Origin of the sequence: Hyphobacterium lacteum, from assembly GCF_036330345.1 — a bacterium.
In the GTDB taxonomy this organism is placed as follows: Bacteria; Pseudomonadota; Alphaproteobacteria; order Caulobacterales; family Maricaulaceae; genus Hyphobacterium; species Hyphobacterium lacteum.
Genome location: NZ_JAZDRP010000007.1, coordinates 13,719 through 32,301 on the forward strand (window position 1 = coordinate 13,719; position 18,583 = coordinate 32,301).

At 62.0% G+C, this 18,583-nt stretch carries 17 protein-coding genes; 5 read left to right on the top strand and 12 right to left on the bottom strand.

Translation table 11 applies throughout. From position 1 onward, the window contains the following. Together atpA and V0U79_RS11005 are read right to left on the bottom strand one after the other, a co-directional pair. On the bottom strand, positions 1-1,530 hold the full coding sequence (gene atpA, locus V0U79_RS11000; protein WP_330199563.1) for a F0F1 ATP synthase subunit alpha: 1,530 nt from the start codon (positions 1,528-1,530) through the stop codon (positions 1-3). Positions 1,531-1,538: 8 nt separating this feature from the next. Then, a complete protein-coding gene (locus V0U79_RS11005) occupies positions 1,539-2,096 on the bottom strand; it encodes a F0F1 ATP synthase subunit delta (protein WP_330199564.1) in 558 nt (185 codons plus the stop codon). 235 nt (positions 2,097-2,331) lie between these two features. Here V0U79_RS11005 and solA point away from each other — a divergent pair, with 235 nt between their 5' ends. Continuing rightward, a complete protein-coding gene (solA, locus tag V0U79_RS11010) occupies positions 2,332-3,432 on the top strand; it encodes an N-methyl-L-tryptophan oxidase (protein WP_330199565.1) in 1,101 nt (366 codons plus the stop codon). Here solA and V0U79_RS11015 read toward each other — a convergent pair. Next, positions 3,417-5,600: a primosomal protein N' gene (locus V0U79_RS11015; RefSeq protein WP_330199566.1), complete on the bottom strand. Its 2,184-nt coding sequence runs from the start codon at positions 5,598-5,600 to the stop codon at positions 3,417-3,419. The two genes, solA and V0U79_RS11015, sit on opposite strands and share 16 nt — an antisense overlap. Before the next feature lie 119 nt (positions 5,601-5,719). Between V0U79_RS11015 and V0U79_RS11020 the strand changes: the two genes are divergently transcribed. From V0U79_RS11020 to V0U79_RS11035, 4 genes are all read left to right on the top strand, one after another. Continuing rightward, the gene (locus V0U79_RS11020) at positions 5,720-6,397 is read left to right on the top strand and encodes a DUF484 family protein (RefSeq protein WP_330199567.1); all 678 of its coding nucleotides are present in this window, start codon (positions 5,720-5,722) and stop codon (positions 6,395-6,397) included. After that, positions 6,379-7,314, top strand: a complete 936-nt coding sequence (locus V0U79_RS11025; protein WP_330199568.1) for a tyrosine recombinase XerC — start codon at positions 6,379-6,381, stop codon at positions 7,312-7,314. The genes V0U79_RS11020 and V0U79_RS11025 overlap by 19 nt, the downstream gene beginning before the upstream one ends. 102 nt (positions 7,315-7,416) lie before the next feature. Next, the gene (locus V0U79_RS11030) at positions 7,417-8,037 is read left to right on the top strand and encodes a hypothetical protein (RefSeq protein ID WP_330199569.1); all 621 of its coding nucleotides are present in this window, start codon (positions 7,417-7,419) and stop codon (positions 8,035-8,037) included. Further along, the gene (locus V0U79_RS11035; protein WP_330199570.1) at positions 8,030-8,332 is read left to right on the top strand and encodes a winged helix-turn-helix domain-containing protein; all 303 of its coding nucleotides are present in this window, start codon (positions 8,030-8,032) and stop codon (positions 8,330-8,332) included. Before V0U79_RS11030 ends, V0U79_RS11035 begins: the two co-directional genes overlap by 8 nt. Here the strand turns inward: V0U79_RS11035 and V0U79_RS11040 are convergent. The 9 genes from V0U79_RS11040 to sucC all read right to left on the bottom strand — a co-directional run bounded on the left by V0U79_RS11040 (position 8,329) and on the right by sucC (position 18,569). Beyond that, the gene (locus tag V0U79_RS11040; RefSeq protein WP_330199571.1) at positions 8,329-8,874 is read right to left on the bottom strand and encodes a GNAT family N-acetyltransferase; all 546 of its coding nucleotides are present in this window, start codon (positions 8,872-8,874) and stop codon (positions 8,329-8,331) included. The genes V0U79_RS11035 and V0U79_RS11040 overlap by 4 nt on opposite strands. A gap of 169 nt (positions 8,875-9,043) precedes the next feature. Next, positions 9,044-10,444, bottom strand: a complete 1,401-nt coding sequence (lpdA, locus tag V0U79_RS11045; RefSeq protein ID WP_330199572.1) for a dihydrolipoyl dehydrogenase — start codon at positions 10,442-10,444, stop codon at positions 9,044-9,046. A 74-nt stretch (positions 10,445-10,518) separates the two neighbouring features. After that, positions 10,519-10,956, bottom strand: coding sequence for a hypothetical protein (locus V0U79_RS11050; RefSeq protein ID WP_330199573.1), 438 nt, complete (start codon positions 10,954-10,956; stop codon positions 10,519-10,521). Between the two features lie 71 nt (positions 10,957-11,027). After that, entirely contained in the window at positions 11,028-12,569 is a 1,542-nt protein-coding gene (gene odhB / locus V0U79_RS11055; RefSeq protein ID WP_330199574.1) for a 2-oxoglutarate dehydrogenase complex dihydrolipoyllysine-residue succinyltransferase, read from the bottom strand. A gap of 28 nt (positions 12,570-12,597) precedes the next feature. Next, on the bottom strand, positions 12,598-15,579 hold the full coding sequence (locus tag V0U79_RS11060) for a 2-oxoglutarate dehydrogenase E1 component (protein ID WP_330199575.1): 2,982 nt from the start codon (positions 15,577-15,579) through the stop codon (positions 12,598-12,600). Between the two features lie 136 nt (positions 15,580-15,715). After that, the gene (gene sucD, locus V0U79_RS11065) at positions 15,716-16,621 is read right to left on the bottom strand and encodes a succinate--CoA ligase subunit alpha (protein ID WP_330199576.1); all 906 of its coding nucleotides are present in this window, start codon (positions 16,619-16,621) and stop codon (positions 15,716-15,718) included. An 11-nt stretch (positions 16,622-16,632) separates the two neighbouring features. Then, positions 16,633-17,079: an acyl-CoA thioesterase gene (locus V0U79_RS11070; protein WP_330199577.1), complete on the bottom strand. Its 447-nt coding sequence runs from the start codon at positions 17,077-17,079 to the stop codon at positions 16,633-16,635. Continuing rightward, entirely contained in the window at positions 17,076-17,369 is a 294-nt protein-coding gene (locus V0U79_RS11075; protein WP_330199578.1) for a hypothetical protein, read from the bottom strand. The genes V0U79_RS11070 and V0U79_RS11075 overlap by 4 nt, the downstream gene beginning before the upstream one ends. A 6-nt stretch (positions 17,370-17,375) precedes the next feature. Further along, entirely contained in the window at positions 17,376-18,569 is a 1,194-nt protein-coding gene (sucC, locus tag V0U79_RS11080; protein WP_330199579.1) for an ADP-forming succinate--CoA ligase subunit beta, read from the bottom strand. Between the last annotated feature and the right edge of the window lie 14 nt (positions 18,570-18,583).

Here is an 18,583-nt window from a genome sequence, read left to right on the forward strand (position 1 = left end):
TTACGCGAAGTTCTTGGTGAAGGCTTCAACGACGGAGGACAGCTTGCCCTCGGTTTCGTCGCTCAGCTTCTTCTCGTCGCGAATGGTCTTGAGAAGATCAGCATGATCGGCGTGCAGGTGACGCAGAAGCTCGGCTTCGTACTGGCGGACATCGCCCACCTTGACGTTGTCGAGATAACCGCGGGTACCGGCAAAGATCACGCAGACCTGCTCTTCCATCGTCAGCGGCGAGAATTGCGGCTGCTTCAGGAGCTCGGTCAGGCGCTGGCCGCGGTTCAGCAGGCGCTGGGTTGCGGCATCCAGATCGGAACCGAACTGGGCGAAGGCGGCCATTTCACGATACTGGGCGAGTTCACCCTTCATCTTGCCGGCCACCTGCTTCATCGCCTTGGTCTGGGCAGCAGAACCCACACGCGACACCGAGAGACCGACGTTCACGGCCGGGCGGATACCCTGGTAGAACAAATCGGTTTCAAGGAAGATCTGGCCGTCCGTGATCGAGATCACATTGGTCGGGATGTAGGCCGACACGTCATTGGCCTGGGTTTCGATGACCGGCAGAGCCGTCAGCGAACCGCCGCCCATCTCGTCATTCATCTTGGCCGCACGTTCCAGCAGGCGGGAGTGCAGATAGAAGACGTCACCCGGATAGGCTTCGCGGCCCGGCGGGCGGCGCAGCAGCAGGGACATCTGGCGGTAAGCCACAGCCTGCTTGGACAGGTCATCATAAACGATCAGGCCATGCATGCCGTTGTCGCGGAAATATTCACCGATGGCGCAGGCCGTGAACGGAGCCAGGAACTGCATCGGGGCCGGATCGGACGCGGTGGCGGCGATCACGGTGGTGTATTCCATCGCACCGTTTTCCTCGAGCGTCTTCACGATCTGGGCAACGGTGGAACGCTTCTGACCGACAGCGACATAGACACAGTAGAGCTTCTGGCTCTCATCGTCGGTGTCGTTGACCGATTTCTGGTTCAGGATGGTGTCGATGGCGATGGCGGTCTTGCCGGTCTGACGGTCGCCAATGATCAGTTCGCGCTGGCCACGGCCAACCGGGATCATGCCGTCGATCGACTTGATGCCCGTTGCCATCGGCTCATGCACGGATTTACGCGGGATGATGCCCGGAGCCTTCACGTCCACACGGCGGCGCTCGGTCGCGTCGATCGGGCCCTTGCCGTCGATCGGTTCGCCCAGCGCATTGACGACACGGCCCAGATAGCCCTTGCCGACGCCGGTATCGACGATCGCGCCGAGACGCTTGACGGTGTCGCCTTCCTTGAGGCCACGGTCGTCGCCGAAGATCACGCAGCCGACATTGTCGCGCTCGAGGTTCAGGGCCATGCCCTTCACGCCGCCCGGGAACTCGACGAGCTCACCGGCTTTCACTTCGTCCAGGCCGTAGACGCGGGCGATACCGTCACCGACGGAGAGCACCTGGCCTACATCCGAGACTTTGGCCTCGGCGCCGTAATTCTTGATCTGGTCTTTCAGGATTGCGGAAATTTCCGCGGCACGGATGTCCATGGCGCTACTCAAGCCTCTTTCATCGCTGTCCGGAGTCCTTCGAGCTGGGTCCGAAGGGAGGAATCATACATGCGCGAACCGACCTGAACGATCAGCCCGCCGAGAATATCCGGGTCCTCTTGGGTCCGGACGTCAACCTCGCGCCCGAGGGCACGTTTCAAGGACGCCTTGAGGGCGTCAATTTCCTTCGCCGTGAGCTTCACGGCAGCGGTTACACTGGCCGAGGCCACGCCGCGCGCTTCAGCCGCCAGTTTCACATAGGCCGAAGCCATGGAAGCCAGCTCGCCGGCGCGGCCGTTTTCGGCAGCGACCATCAGCGCATTCTTCGTCAGGGTCTGGAAACCGGCTTGGTCAGCCAGAGCTGCAATGACACCCATCTTGGCGTCACCATCAACCAGCGGGCTTTTCATCGCCGTCGACAGGTCTTCGCTTTCCACGATCATGGCGCCAAGGGCGGCCATATCGGCCTCGACCTTGTCGGCCAGTTTCGCGTCCTGGGCCAGCTCGAAAAGGGCGCTGGCATAACGTCCGGCTGCGCCGGTGATTGTCGCGGTATCGCCACTCATCGGATCGTTCTGTCGCCTGCCTTTGCCGAATGTGTTGGCGAGTCGAAGGGCTCAACCACCAAGCACTTGAGAACGTTGCGAAATTTGGAGCACGCTTTCGCCCGTAAGACGCGCGCTTCTCCAGTCGGGCGCCCGCTTAGCACAGGGGCTTATGAGCGGCAACCCGCTTGCGGCAGGGTTTTCGCCGCTTGATCGGTAGGCCGATTGTCTCACAGTGCGGGCCAGGAGGCGGTTCATGCACGAGATCGGGATCATCGGATTGGGCGCGATGGGTTTGGCGAGCGCCTGGATGGCCAGCCGGAAAGGCCTCTCCGTGACCGGTTTTGACCGGTTCGAACGGGGCCATTCCAGCGGGTCCAGCCATGGCGAGACCCGGATGATCCGGCGGATCTATTCGGAAGGCACGCTCTATACCGGAATTCTCGATCGCGCCTATGCGCTCTGGCCGGAACTGGAGGCGGACACCGGCGAGCGATTATTCATTGAAACCGGTGGCCTGGATATCGGCATCGCAGGCAGCGATTTCATCGCCGAAGCGCTGGCGAGTGCCGACGCGTCGGGACAGGCGTTCGAGGTTCTGGAGGCGGGCGAATTGCGCCAGCGCTTTCCAGCGATGGATTTGCCGGATGACCTGATGGCGATCCATGCGCCGGGCAGCGGCTATCTGCGGAGCGATGCCGCCAATGCCGCGATGGCCGGGTTGGCTGAAGCGAACGGCGCAGCACTACACTGGGCCTGCCCGGTGATCCGGGTTGAAACACGACCCGAGGGATTCCGGCTGCACACATCTTACGGCCATCACGACGTGAAACGCCTGATCAACACTGCCGGTCCCTGGGCTGGAGACTTTCATGCCGGGCTGGAAAGCGCTCTCACCGTCGAACGTCAGGTCATCGGCTGGTTTGACGGCCCGCAGAATGTGCCGCCCTTCCAGCGGGTCTTTCCCGACGGGCGCCGGATCTATGTCCTTCCGGGAGGCACGCCGGAGCGATGGAAGCTGGGCCTCTATCATCACCGGGAAGAACAGGGACCGGACTATCGCGATACAATCGAGGCGGACGAAACAGATCGGGCCATCCTGACTGATTGCGTGAAGGCGGTCCTGCCGCACTGCACAGCCCCGGATGATTTCGGCGTCTGCCGCTTTACCAATACGCGGGACCACCGCTTCATCATCGACACCGCAGAAGATGGCGCGATACTGATCGCGGCCTGCTCCGGACATGGCTACAAATTTGCGCCTGCTGTGGGAGAAGCCGCCCTGGCGCTGGCGATAGGCGAAACCCCGGCCTTCGATCTCTCAGACTTCACCCTGGCCGGTCAGACAAAACTGTAAGGCTCGATATCGATGGTGATGCGGACGCCCGCGGGTGGTTTCATCCGGCGCTTCCAGGCCGTGACATAGGCCGAAATATCAACATCCCGCTCGCCACGCACCAGAAGGCGGCGCCGATGCCAGCCGCGGACCATGCCATAACGCGGCTCGGCCGGGCCCCAGATGGTGACGCCTTCCGCATCGGGCGCGCGTTTGGCCCATTTCTTGGCTTCATCATCGGCCTGATAGACATCCTTCGAGGAAATGATGATCGCCGCGAGGCGCCCGAAGGGCGGCAGGCCCAGCACTTCGCGCGCCATGGTCTCGGTTTCCATGAAGCGGTCGCGATCACCGGCGACCAGCGCGGCAATCGCGTCATGGTCCGGATCATGGGTTTGCAGAAGGGCCCGGCCCGGACGCTCGGCCCGCCCCGCCCGGCCTGCCACCTGGACCAGAGTCTGGTAGGTGCGTTCCCCGGCGCGCGGATCCCCACCGGCGAGGCCCAGATCGGCATCGACCACACCGATCAGGGTGAGGTTGGGGAAGTTATGGCCCTTGGCCGCAATCTGGGTGCCGACCAGAATGTCGATCTCGCCGCGCTCCATCCGGTCAATCAATGACAAGAGCGCTTCGGCGGAATGGGCGGTGTCAGACGACAGGATTTCCACCCGTGCATTCGGGAAACGCGCGCGCGCTTCCTCGGCCACGCGTTCGACGCCCGGGCCCACACTGGTCAGGGAATCGATCGCCCCGCATTCCGGGCATTTCTCCGGGCGTGGCATGGAAAAACCGGTGAGATGGCAGATCAGACGGCCCGTATAGCGGTGCTCGGTCAGAAAAGCGTCAACTTCGGGGGATTTCATCTTGTGCCCGCAATCGCGGCACAGAACGAGCGGCGCATAGCCCCGCCGGTTGAGATACAGGAGAACTTGCTCGTGACGCTGCAGCGTTTCGGCCATGGCATCGACCAAAGGATCGGAGAGCCACAGGCCCCTGGCCGGGCGGTGCTCCCGCAAATCGATCGTGGTGACGTCTGGCAGGACGGCCTTGCCGATCCGGTCGGGCAGATGGATGTGCGCGTAACGGCCGGTACGGGCATTCGCCAGCGTCTCGATCGAGGGTGTGGCCGAGGCGAGCACGATGGCCGCTTTCGAAGCCCGGGCACGGACGACCGCCAGATCGCGCGCCTGATAATGCAACCCGTCGCCCTGCTTGTAAGTGGCGTCATGTTCCTCATCGACGATGATGAGGCGCAGATTCTGGAAGGGCAGGAACAGGGCCGAACGGGCGCCGATGACAATGCGGGCGCGGTTTTCATTCACCTCGCGCCAGATGCGACGGCGCTCCTTGTGGCCCTGATCGGAATGCCAGACCGCCGGCTCGGCGCCGAAACGCAGGATGAAGCGGGCCGTGACGGCCCGGGTCAGGGCAATCTCGGGCAGAAGGACAAGGATCTGGGCGTCCGGGTCTTCACGCAGGGCATGCGCGATGGCCTCGAAATAGACCTCGGTCTTGCCCGAACCGGTCACCCCGTCCAGCAGCGCCGCCTGAAAACCTCCCGCACTGACCATGCGCTTCAATTGTTCGGCGGCATCGGCCTGCTGCGGGACGAGTTCGACGCCCGGGCGCTCGGGATCTGGCGGATCAAAGGGCGGATCGGCGGGGCGCTCGATGCGGTTCAGCCCGCCGGCCTTCACTAGCCCGGTCACCACGCCCGGCGTGACACCGGCGAGGCGCGCCAGCTCGGCGGCGCTGTCAGGTCCGTGCTCGGCCACAACATCCAGCACTTTGCGGCGGGAGTCCGTCATGCGATCCGGCTCCATGCCGGAAGCTTCGAATAATAGTTCGGTTGGAGACGGCAGCAGCGTGTCCTCACTGCGGAGGACATTGCGGAGCATGATACCTGGCAGCTGGACCAAATATTTCGCCGACCAGTCGATGAATTCGCGCATGGCGTCCGACAAGGGCGGACAATCATAGACGCTTTCGACGGATTTCAGGTTCCGGGACCCATCATCGGCTGACAGCGCCCAGACCACGCCGCGCGCCGAGCGCGGCCCCAGCGGCGCGCGGACATGATCGCCAACGCGCAACTCCATGCCTTCAGGTACCGCATAATCAAACGGTTCCGGCAATGGCATCGCGAACAGGATCGAAGCCTTGGCTTTGAGGGCGGGCGGACGAGTCATCGCGTGGATAATGACGCCTTGCTGGTCCTGTCTGCAAACGCGAAACCCACGTTTACGGAACGCCAATGCGTTTCTGTTATCCCTGTCATCATACAAATCCGAAAACGGATGGTGGGACATTGACAGATTTACTTGAGAAGCCGGGCGCTGCGCCCGCGCCGATGGATCGCGCCATGCTGCGCCAGATGCTGATCGAAAACCCGGACTGGGTCCGCAGGGATGCCGAGCTGATGTCGCATCTGGCGGGTGCACCGGAGGGAGTGGCCGACCTTGGCCGCGTTGTCCGCGACCGCCTGCTGGGCGAAGTCCGCGAGCTGAGACAGCGGCACAAGGCGATGGCCCATCTGGCCCGCGAGAATCTGGCCTTGATGGCCCGCGCGCAGAGTTTTGTTTTGTCCCTGTTCGACTGTGCCGATCTGGACGAGCTGGATTACAAGCTGGCCTGGGAGGCCCCGGCCGCTCTGGGTGTCGACAAGGCCCGCCTCTATCTGGAAGGCTCGACACCGATGATTGTCTCGGAAGCCATTCATCCCTGCGCCGAAGGCCTGACGGATGAACTGCTCGGCGATCACAATGACTACACTGGCGGATGCAGCCGCCGCACAGCGCGCACGCTCTATGGCGGCGAGATGGGCAGCCATGCGCTGTGCCGGATCGAGGCCAATGGCCAGACCGGCCTTCTGGCGCTGGCAGCGCGTGAGCCCGATCAGTTTCATTCCGGACAAGGCACGGAAGTTCTCAACTTCGTCGCCCGCGGCATTGAAAGCCGCCTCTCGCAATGGCTGACGAGGGCGTAGGCGCGCCCGCCGATATTGCCCTGTCGGCCTGGCTGGATCATCTGGCCGGGGAAAAGCGCTACAGCGAGAAAACCGTCGAAAGCTATGGACGCGATGTCGAGGGCTTTCTTGATTTCCAGTTTGCCCATCGCGGCGCGCGCCTGAGCATCGGCGATCTCGGCTCCCTGAGAGCCTCTGACTATCGTGCCTGGCTGGCCAGCCGGCGGCGCGAGGGCGTTTCGGCACGGTCACTGGCGCGATTCCTGTCCTCGGTCCGCAGCTTCTATCGCTATATCGAACGGCGCTGGGGCGTGGATGGCAGCGCTCTCGGCCTGGTGGAAACACCGAAGGTGCCGCGCAGCCTGCCAAAGCCCATCAGTGCCGACGCCGCCCGGCAGATGATTGCGGAAACCGCCGCCCGCGAGAAGCCCGACTGGGTCGCGGCGCGCGACGAGGCCGTTCTGATGCTGCTCTATGGCTGCGGTCTGCGGATCAGTGAGGCGCTGGCCCTGACGGGGTCCGACCTTCCGCTGGGCGAGGTGATCCGCGTCACCGGCAAGGGGCAGAAGACACGGCTGGTTCCCGTTCTACCCGCCGTGCGCGAGGCCATGGCACGCTATGTCGCGCTTTGCCCCTTTGCTCTCGACCCGGCAGAAGCCGCCTTCAGGGCCATCCGTGGCGGTGCCCTGGGCGCGCGCGCTGTCCAGTCGCTGACCACAGATCTGCGTTCGCGTCTCGGGCTTCCAGCCAGCGCGACGCCGCATGCCCTGCGCCACAGCTTTGCCACCCACCTCCTTGCGGGAGGAGGCGATCTGCGGACCATCCAGGAATTGCTGGGGCATGCCAGCCTGTCGACCACGCAGATCTATGCGGCCGTCGAAGGAGAACAGCTGGCCCGCGTGCATGCGGCAGCCCATCCTCGCGCGCGCCGGAACTGAGTATGCCTTCCTGACCAGAGCGGGATTGCCCGCCTCACTTTCCCCTTGTGCGATCGGTTTTTCCTGTTACTTTATGTTTTAAAGTTATTTGGAGATAAGGAAATGAACACGTCCTCCCAATCCGATCTCGACTATCTTCGAAGCGTTGCGGAGTCCGGCGCCCAAGCGCCGTTGGTCGGCGGCCGCTATCTGATTATCTGGGGCGGGCTGGGCGTCATTGCCTGCCTGGCGCACTGGTCGATCCTGACCGGCGTGCTGCCACTGGAGGCATCCGCCCTTGGCGCGATCTGGATCGGCTATGGCGTGCTGGGCATGATCGCAACTTTCCTGGCGTCACGCAGCATGGCAGCCAAGCCCGGCTGCGGCTCGATTGGCAACCGGGTCAACCGGGTCGCCTGGCAATATGTCGGGATCGGGATCGGGCTCTATTTTGCGGGCGTGATCTTTTCGGTCACAGCGCTGGATGCGCCGCCCCTGCTTTTCGATTCCATTCTGACAATCGCGCTGTTTGGCTATGCCATTGCCTTCTCGGTCACCGCAGCCCTGTCGTCGGAGAAATGGCTCTACGGTCCGGCGTGGATGTCGATTGCCGGGGCGGCCCTCTCGCCGGCGTTCTATGGCCGTCCGGAACTCTACCTGCTGGTCGGCGCCATCATCCTGTTCGCCGCCGTGTTGCCCGGCTTCCGGCTGCTCGGCAAGGAACCAGGCGCCAGCGATGAGTAAGGACGATTTCAATGCCGGGGCGCTCGACGAAATCATTCACGGCAAGCTGCGCCTCGCCATCATGGCCTATCTATCGGCTGTCAGCGAGGCCAGCTTTACCGAGCTGAAGCAGAAGACAGAGGCTTCGGATGGAAACCTCTCTGTTCATATGCGCAAGCTGGAGGAGGCTGGCTATATCGCTGTCGACAAAAGCTTTGTTGATCGCCGGCCGCGAACCACGCTGACGCTGACCCCTGCGGGGCGAAAGGCCTGGATTGCCTATCTGGACGAGCTGAGGAATTTGACCGGCCGCTAGGCGGCCGCTTTCTCGCGTTGCAGGGCAAAGCGCAGGATCTTCATCCCGTCTTCCTCACGCGAACCGGTTTCCACAAAGCCGGTCTTTTCCAATACACGCTGGGAAGCAATGAGGTGCGGCAGGGTTTCCGCCACAACTTCGCGCACCTGCCCGCTGGAAAAGGCCCACTCAACGAGCGCATTGACGGCTTCGGTGGCGAGGCCTTGCTCGCGGAACGAAACCAGCATGGAATAGCCGATCTCGACGGCACCGTTCTGGTCCGGCGGGCCCTTGAACCCGCCACCTCCCACAAGCCGGTCCATGCCGCTCATGAAGCCCGGCCAGATGAAGGCCCAGAAATACCAGCCTTCTGCATCCGGCTGTGCGCTCAGCTGTTCCTCGCACCAGTCCATGGCGGACTTGTCCATCAGCTCGGGCGGCCAGCTGGCCTCGGACTGAACGCCCAGCGCTTCGAAAAACGCCTCGGGCGCCCTCGATTGCAACCCGGCGAGCCGCGCATCGAGCGCCACCAGTTTCAGTCTTTCAGCCTTGATCTCGAGCATTTCCGCTCCGTCTCTCATGGTAAAAGTGGCGCTGCTCATCCCTGATAACGCCACCCAACCCGAATTGTCCGATCACAGACAAAGCGCCTCGCAAACGCTCGTCTGATGGCAAGGATAATACCACAAGTTTTTGATTCTGGCTCTGAACTTTTCGTCAGAATGCCGGGATCTAGGCCTGCATCGTCCAGCCTTCGACCCCCATTGCCGCCTGGCGGATTGCCTCGGTCATGGTCGGGTGCGGGTGTGATGTCCGCGCAATGTCTTCGGAGGCGGCCCGGAATTCCAGCGCCAGACAAAGCTCGGAAATCATTTCCCCGACACCCTTGCCGATCATGTGCGCGCCCAGCAATTCATCCGTCTCGGCATCGGCCAGCAGCTTCACCATGCCGTCGGTTTCATGGTTTGCGCGGGCGCGCGAATTGGCCATGAAGGAGAATTTACCGGTCTTGTATTTGCGGCCCTCGGATTTGAGGTCATCCTCGGTGGCGCCCACACAGGCGATCTCGGGATTGGTATAGACCACACCCGGAATGGCGCCGTAATTCACATGACCTGCCTTTCCGGCAATCCGCTCGGCGCAGGCAACACCCTCATCCTCCGCCTTATGCGCCAGCATCGGTCCGTGCGTGCAATCACCGATCACCCAGACGCCGTCGGCGCTGGTCTTGTAGTGATCATTGGCAATGAAGCCGCGCTTGTCGGTCTCGATACCAACGGTCTCCAGGCCGAGCCCGTCCGTATAGGGGCGGCGGCCAATGCAGACGAGGGCAACATTCGCCTCGAATGTCTTTTCCTTGCCGCCATCGGCGGCCTCGGTGGCAACAACCAGCCCGGCATCGGTCTTCTCGATTCCGGTGACCTTGCGGGAGAGCTCGAACGCCATGCCCTGTTTCTTGAAGATGCGCTGGGCCTGTTTGGCGATCTCGCTGTCCATGCCGGGCAGGATGCGGTCGAGATATTCGATCACGGTGACGTCGGCACCCAGGCGGCGCCAGACCGAGCCCAGCTCCAGCCCGATCACACCGGCGCCGATCAGTACCAGCTTTTCCGGCACCTTTTTAAGCTCCAGCGCGCCCGTTGAGGAAACGATGTGCTCCTCGTCAATCTCGACACCGGGCAGCGGCGTCACTTCAGACCCAGTGGCAATGACGATATGCTTCGTTTCCAGCGTCTGTTTGCCGTCGGGACCATCGACTTCCACCTTGCCCTTGCCAGCGATCCGGCCCTTGCCGCGGATATGGTCGACCTTGTTCTTCTTCAGGAGAAAGGCAACGCCATCGGTCAGGCCCTTCACAGCCTCGGCCTTGCCGCCCATCATCTTTGCCAGATCGGCTTCGAGACCGCTCACCTTGATACCGAAGCCGGCGAAATCCTTTTCCGCGGTCTCGTAGAGTTCAGAGGCGTGCAGCAAGGCCTTCGAGGGAATGCAGCCGACATTCAGGCAGGTGCCCCCCAGCGTGTCGCGCATCTCGATACAGGCGGTCTTCAGGCCCAGCTGGCCGGCGCGGATGGCGCAATTATAGCCACCCGGCCCGCCACCGATAATGACGACATCATAGGTCTGGGACATGGGGCGGCCTTTCGTGCGGCAGGAGAAACTGGCCCCTACCTAGAACCGCCCCGTGCGGGATTCAACTCCGGAAGCTAGCGGAGGATGCCTTTCCCGGCGGCCCAGCGTGCCAGCCAGAAAAAGGCCAGTACCGAAAGAAAGATGACGATCGAGAAGATGATGGATCCGATGCCGCCCATCATCTCCATCGCATTGGTGAAGCCATAGCTGTAGATCGCGCTGACGATGAAGCTGATCAGGCTGATGAAGAACATCAGCGAGGCCAGCTTGTTCCGGATCAGAAGCAGGACGGAACCGATCACGGCCGTCCACACCGATATCGCCCAGATCGCCTTGTACCAGGCCGGGAACCCATAAAAGAATTCCAACTGTTCCGGCGTGAATTCCGACATGTAGAAATCCAGCCGATATTGCGTGGCGACATAATCAAACGCGCCCATGGAAAACCACAACAGGCCGATCACGCCAACGATCCAGAACCAGACCGGCGTCTTTGCTTGTGTTTCAAACATGATGAACCCTCCCCTGTTCGCTGAAACGCTAGCGCGAATTCAGGAAAATGGGGAGGGGTTTCTCGGTCGCCCTAGATATCGAACAGAAGCCGCTGCGGATCTTCCAGGGCTTCCTTGACGCGGACCAGGAAGGTCACCGCCTCCTTGCCGTCGACGATACGGTGATCATAGGACAGCGCCAGATACATCATCGGACGGATCACGACCTGGCCGTTCTCTGCAACCGGGCGCTCCTGAATCTTGTGCATGCCGAGAATGCCGGACTGGGGCGCATTAAGGATCGGCGTTGACAGGAGCGAGCCGAAAATACCGCCATTGGAAAGGGTGAAGGTCGCGCCCTGCATTTCATCAATGGTCAGCTTGCCATCACGCGCCTTCGTGCCCAGCTCGATGATCTTCTTCTCGATATCCGCCAGCGACATCGTGTCGGCACCGCGCACGACCGGCACAACCAGGCCGCGCTCGGTCGAGACCGCCACGCCCATGTCATAGTAATTCTTGTAGACGATATCCTCGCCGTCGATCTCTGCATTGACGTTGGGGATATCCTTCAGTGCGTTGACGCAGGCCTTCACGAAGAAGCTCATGAAGCCGAGCTTCACACCATGCTTGGCGACAAAGGCGTCCTGGTGCTGCTTGCGGGCTGCCATGATCGCCGACATATCCGCCTCGTTGAAAGTGGTCAGCATGGCGGCCGTGTTCTGCGCGTCCTTCAGCCGGTTGGCGATGGTGCGGCGCAGACGGGTCATCTTCACGCGTTCCTCGCGCGGATCGTCTTCGCGCGGGGCGGCCGGCGCAGGCGCAGCAGAAGCCGGAGCCTCAGCGCCGCCGTCCAGAGCCTTGAGCGCATCGCCCTTGGTCACGCGGCCATCCTTGCCCGTGCCCTCGATCTTCGAAAGATCGATATTCTCTTCCTCGGCAATACGGGCCGCAGACGGCATGGCCTTCACTTCGGATGAAGGAGCAGGCTCTGGTGAAGTTTCCTCCGCCGCCGGTTCGGCTTTCGGCTCTGCAGCAGGAACAGAACCACCCTCGCGGATCTTCGCCACGATATCGCCGGGCGAAACCGTATCGCCTTCCTCGGCCGAACGCTCCTCGAGTACGCCATCGACCGGGCAGGGAACCTCCACGGCCACCTTGTCGGTCTCGATCTCGACCAGGGCCTGGTCCTTTTTCACGGCCGCGCCGACATCCACCAGCCAGGCACCGACCGTCCCCTCGGTAACGCTTTCACCCATTTCCGGGATCTTCGCCTCGACGAGATTGCCGCCCTCGCCAGCGCTGTCATCCGGGACAGGCGCTTCGTCGGCCGATGCCCCGGTGTGCGCGTCCTCCTCAGCCGGCTCTTCAGTCGACGTGTCTTCCGACGCGGCTGCATCGCCCGAACCCAGCTCGGCCAGCTTGGCGCCGATCTCGACCGTGTCGCCTTCGGCGGCGACGATCTTCGTCAGCGTGCCGGCCTCCTCGGCGCGAACTTCGATGGAAACCTTGTCGGTTTCCAGTTCAACCAGGATGTCATCCTTGTTGACAGCATCACCCTCGGCAAAATTCCAGGCACCGACCGTCGCCTCGGAAACGGATTCACCCAGTTCGGGAACCTTGATGTCGGTCATGTCGGTTTGAGTCCTTGTCTCTCGGAGTTCAGGCCAGAGCCTCGTTAATCAGTGCATCCTGTTCCGCCTTGTGGGCGGCGGCGGTCCCGGCAGCCGTGGAGGCGGCTGCGGACCGTCCGGCATAAAGCGGCCGGGTCTGTGTCCCGCCGGTCTGGGCGAGGATCCAGTCGAGCGTCGGCTGGATGAAGGTGAAGGCGCCCATATTCTGGGGTTCTTCCTGGCACCAGACCAGTTCGGCATTCGGAAAACGCTGGAATTCCTGCAGCATGGAGCGCGCCGGGATCGGATAGAATTGCTCGATCCGCAACAGGTAGACATCGTCGATGCCCTTTTCCTCGCGGGCTTCCAGCAAATCGTAATAGACCTTGCCCGAGCACATCACGACGCGGCGGATCTTGTCTTCGGCCACCAGTTTCGTGCTGGTGACCTCGGTCGCGCCTTCCGGCCGGACATTGGCGTCGGCATCATCCCAGAGCACGCGATGGAAGGATGAGCCCTCGCCCATCGCCGCCAGGGTGGAGACACACTTCTTGTGACGCAGCAGGGATTTCGGCGTCATCAGGATGAGCGGCTTGCGGAAATTGCGGTGAATCTGCCGGCGCAGAATGTGGAAATAATTCGCCGGCGTCGAACAATTCGCGACCTGCATATTGTCCTGGGCGCACAGCTGCAGGAACCGTTCAAGGCGCGCCGAGGAGTGTTCCGGACCCTGACCTTCATAGCCGTGCGGCAACAGCATGACGAGACCGGACATGCGCAGCCATTTGCGTTCACCGGCGGCCAGGAACTGGTCGATGATGACCTGCGCGCCATTCACGAAATCGCCGAACTGCGCTTCCCACATGACCAGCGTATTCGGGGCCGACAGCGAATAACCGTATTCGAAGCCGAGCACGGCTTCTTCGGAAAGCATCGAGTCGATCACCTCGTAGCGAACGGGCGCGGTGCCCAGCTCGTTGAGCGGCGTATAGCGCTCTTCTGTTTCCTGATCGATGATATGCGAGTGACGTTGCGAGAAAGTGCCGCGGCCGGAATCCTGCCCCGACAGGCGCACAGGGAATCCCTCGTCCAGAAGTGAAGCAAACGCCAGGCTTTCCGCCGTTGCCCAGTCGAGCCCCTCGCCAGCCTCGATAGCCGATTTCCGGCCTTCCAGCACGCGTTTCAGCGTTTTGTGGATGGCGATCCCTTCGGGAATTTCTGTCAGCTTCTCGCCCAGCTCGGTGAGCTTGTCGACGGGTACGGCGGTTTCGCCGCGGCGGTCATCATCCTCTGGCAGGCCGAGGCCTGACCAGACACCATCCAGCCAGTCGGCATCGCGGGAATTGAACTCGCGTCCCTTCTCGAATTCGGCTTCGAGATAATCGTCGAAATCCCGCGCCATCTGCTCCGCTTCGGCATCGGTCAGCACGCCCTCGGCCACCAGACGCTGCTGGTAGAGCTCGCGCGTCGTGGGATGACTCTTGATCGCCTTGTACATGATCGGCTGGGTGAAGGTCGGGTCATCGCCCTCATTGTGGCCGTAGCGGCGATAGCAGAGCATGTCGATGATGGCGTCCTTGCCGAAGATCTGGCGGTATTCGGTCGCCATCTTGGCGGCATAGACCACGGCTTCGGGATCGTCGCCATTCACGTGGAAGATCGGGGCCTGCACCATCAGCGCCACATCGGACGGATAGGGCGAGGAGCGGGAATCCTTCGGATTGGTCGTAAAGCCGATCTGGTTGTTGACGATGAAATGGATCGCGCCGCCGGTGCGGTGACCCTTCAGACCCGACAGGCCGAAACATTCCGCGACAATGCCCTGGCCAGCAAAGGCGGCATCGCCGTGCAGAAGCAGCGGCAAAACCTGTTCGGCGGTGTTTACCTCATCGCCCTGTTCGCGCCGGTATTTGGTCTGCTTCGCCCGCGCCTTGCCCAGCACAACCGGGTCCACGGCCTCGAGGTGAGACGGGTTGGCGGTCAGAGAGAGGTGGACGGTCTTGCCATCGAATTCCCGGTCGGACGAGGCGCCCAGATGGTATTTCACATCGCCGGAGCCGAACTCTCCCCCGCCCTGCGTGGAGCCGCCCTGGAATTCATGGAAGATCTGATGATAGGGCTTGCCCATGACGGCGGCCAGCACGTTCAGGCGGCCACGGTGTGGCATGCCCAAGATCATGTCGGTGACACTCATCTGGCTGCCGCGCTTGATGATCTGTTCCAGCGCCGGCACCATGGATTCGCCGCCATCAATGCCGAAACGCTTGGTGCCCGGATAACGCTTGTGCAGGAAGCGTTCGAAGGCCTCGGTCTCGATCAGACGCGAGAAGATCGCCTTCTTGCCCTCGGCAGTGAAGTTGACGCCCTTGTCCGGTCCCTCAAAGCGCTCCTGCAGCCAGGCTTTCTCCTGCGGGTTGGAGATGTGCATGAACTCGACGCCGACCGTGGAACAATAGGTACGGCGCAGAATGTCCAGCATCTGGCGCGGTGTCGCGGTCTCGAGGCCCAGATAGCCGTCAATGAAGATTTCACGGTTCATATCGGCCTGGCCGAAGCCGTAGGATTCCGGCTGCAATTCCGGCTGCGGACCGAAGCTGGTGAGTGAAAGCGGATCGACATTCGCCGCCAGATGACCGCGCATGCGATAGGCGCGGATCATCATGATGGCGCGGATCGAATCCTGAGTCGCCTTGCGGATCTCGGCCGGATCGGCCTCCGGCAAACGCTCGGCAACTTTCTCGATCAGGGCCGGCTCGGCGGCGGCATCAATCGCCCCCAGCGCCGAAGTGAGATCGCCATTCGGCTCGGGCGGCCAACCGGCCCGCCGCCAGCTGGCACCACGCGCAGCACGGCCGGAGGCCGCTGCGTCCACGCCATTTTCCTCGAAAAAACGCCGCCATTCGGCAGGCACAGAAGAGGCATCCTCGGCCCAGGCCGCAGCCATCTGCTCTACATACTGGGCGTTCCCGCCATAGAGGAAGGAGGTTTCAAGGAAAGCCTGGTTCGCGTCGGTGCGCTTGTTTTCGGACATATCCGTTCCTGTAAGGCGATTCCCGCAAATTCGCCTGATGGGTTATGTTTCCGGCGGGTCACCCCCCATGTAAACCCTGCTGCCGGTATGGATGCCGGTTTTCATGGCCCGGCATCCGGTCACTTTGTGCTTCCGGTTAGCCTTTCAAGACCTCGACCATGGTCGTGCCCAGCCGCGCCGGGCTGTCGGACACGGTGATGCCGGCCGATTTCATGGCTTCGATCTTGTCCTCGGCTCCACCCTTGCCACCGGAAACGACGGCACCGGCATGGCCCATCGTGCGTCCCGGAGGCGCAGTGCGGCCGGCGATAAAGCCGACGACCGGCTTGGAGCGGCCCTTCCTTGCCTCATCCTTCAGGAATTGCGCGGCCTCTTCCTCGGCCGATCCGCCGATCTCGCCGATCATGACGATGGACTGGGTCTCGTCATCGCCCAGGAACATGTCGAGGCAATCGATGAAATTCGTGCCATTCACCGGGTCACCGCCAATGCCGATGCAGGTGGACTGACCGAGACCCACATCCGAGGTCTGCTTGACAGCTTCATAGGTCAGCGTGCCCGAGCGTGAGACTACGCCGACTGTGCCGCGCTTGTGGATATGACCCGGCATGATGCCGATCTTACACTCGCCCGGCGTGATGACTCCCGGGCAGTTCGGACCAATGAGGCGCGATTTCGACCCCGTCAGGGCGCGCTTGACCTTGACCATGTCAGAGACAGGAACGCCCTCGGTAATGGTGACGATCAGCTCGATCTCGGCATCAATGGCTTCCAGGATGGCGTCACCGGCGAAGGGCGGCGGCACATAGATGACCGTGGCATTGGCGCCGGTCGCCTCGCGCGCTTCGCCGACCGTGTTGAAGATCGGCAGGGAGTAGCCTGAATTCTCCTCGCCAGTCCAGGTCTGACCGCCCTTGCCCGGCGTCACACCACCGACCATTTGCGTGCCATAGGCCATGGCCTGTTCGGTGTGGAAGGTGCCATTCTTGCCGGTCAGGCCCTGGCAGATCACCTTGGTATTCTTGTCGACGAGTACGGCCATAGTCTCGAACCTCAGGCAGCTTGTTTCGTTTCAATAGGGTGCTTCTCGAATGCGAGAATGCGCGAGGTATAATCCTCGGGAAGCGGTTTCGGTCGGCGGGTTTCGGCATCCGCGCAGACATAGGTCATCGTGCCGTCCGCCAGTAGTTCGTCGCCGCGGAAAATACCGAAGGCATAATCCACCGAGGACGTGCCGAAACGCTTGCAGCGGAAGCCGATATGGATCAGCTCGTCCAGCTTTGCCGGGCTACGGAAATTGCAATTGGCATTGACGGTGAAGAAGTCGTAGCCGCGTTCCAGCGTGCGGTCCCACATCAAGTCATTGGCGCGGAAATACTCGGTCACGGCGTGGTCGACGAAGACGAAATAGTTCGCGTTGAAGACGATCGCCTGGGGATCAACCTCGGCCCAGCGCACACGGTGTTCGTGGAAGAAGGTGAAGTCCTCGCGCTGCGTCATGATCCACTCCCGTTGAAGCGGAACATCAGCGCACCGGCGAGCCAGCCCGTCCCGGCGGAGACGCCCATCAGCATAGGAATGACCAGGGTTGTCGTGCTCTCGATGCGTCCGATCATGGCCTGCGCGACCAGAAGACCGATCAGGACCGGGGTCAGAAGCCCGATCATCAGCGAGAAGGCGTAGATGTTCCAGCGCATGCCGGCCAGGCGGGTGCGCAGATACCAGGCGGCAAAGCCGCCGGCTGCGACCGGCAGACCGATCATGAAGATTATCTGGAACAGATTGGCCAAGACTCCCTAGCCCTTCACCGCTTTCACGATCTTCTGGGCGGCATCGTCGAGATCATCGGCCGGGATCACGTCGAGGCCGGATTCGGAGATGATCTTCTTGCCCTTCTCGACGTTGGTGCCTTCCAGGCGCACGACCAGCGGCACTTGCAGGCCGACTTCCTTCACCGCGGCAATCACGCCTTCGGCGATGACATCGCACTTCATGATGCCGCCGAAAATATTGACCAGAATGCCTTTGACGTTCGGGTCGGCGGTGATGATCTTGAACGCGGCCGTCACCTTTTCCTTCGAGGCGCCGCCGCCGACATCGAGGAAGTTGGCGGGTTCCGCGCCATAGAGCTTGATGATGTCCATGGTCGACATGGCGAGCCCCGCCCCGTTGACCATGCAGCCGATATCCCCGTCGAGCGCGATATAGGCGAGGTCATACTTGGAGGCCTCGATTTCCTTCTCGTCTTCCTCGGTCAGGTCGCGCAGCTCGGCGATGTCCGGATGGCGGTACATCGCATTATTGTCAAAGCCGACCTTGGCATCGAGGACGTGCAGATTGCCCTTGTCTGTGACGATCAGCGGGTTGATCTCGAGCAGGGCCATGTCCTTCTCGACAAAGGCCTTGTAGAGCTGGCCCATCAGTTTCACACACTGCTTGACCTGATCGCCTTCCAGCTCCAGCGCGGCAGCGATCTTGCGGCCCACATAGGGCGCATAACCGGCGGCCGGATCGACATGTACGGTGTGTATCTTTTCCGGGGTTTCTTCAGCCACGGCCTCGATATCCATGCCGCCCTCGGTGGAGCAGACAAAGGCGACGCGGCTGGTGGCGCGATCCACCAGAACCGAGAGGTAGAGCTCGCGAGCGATGTCGGCGCCATCTTCCACATAGATGCGGTTGACCTGCTTGCCGGCCGGGCCGGTCTGCTTGGTAACCAGCGTATTGCCCAGCATTTGCGAAGCGAACTCACGCACTTCAGCCGGTGATTTGGCCAGGCGAACGCCGCCCTTTTCACCCGCTGCGGCCTCCTTGAACTTGCCCTTGCCGCGTCCGCCGGCATGAATCTGCGCCTTCACCACCCACAAAGGGCCGGGCAGATGCTTGGCTGCGGCTTCCGCTTCGGCGGGGGTCATGGCGACACCACCGTCGGCGACCGGTGCACCAAAGGATTTGAGGAGGGATTTGGCCTGGTATTCGTGGATATTCATGTCTGGAAGCCTCG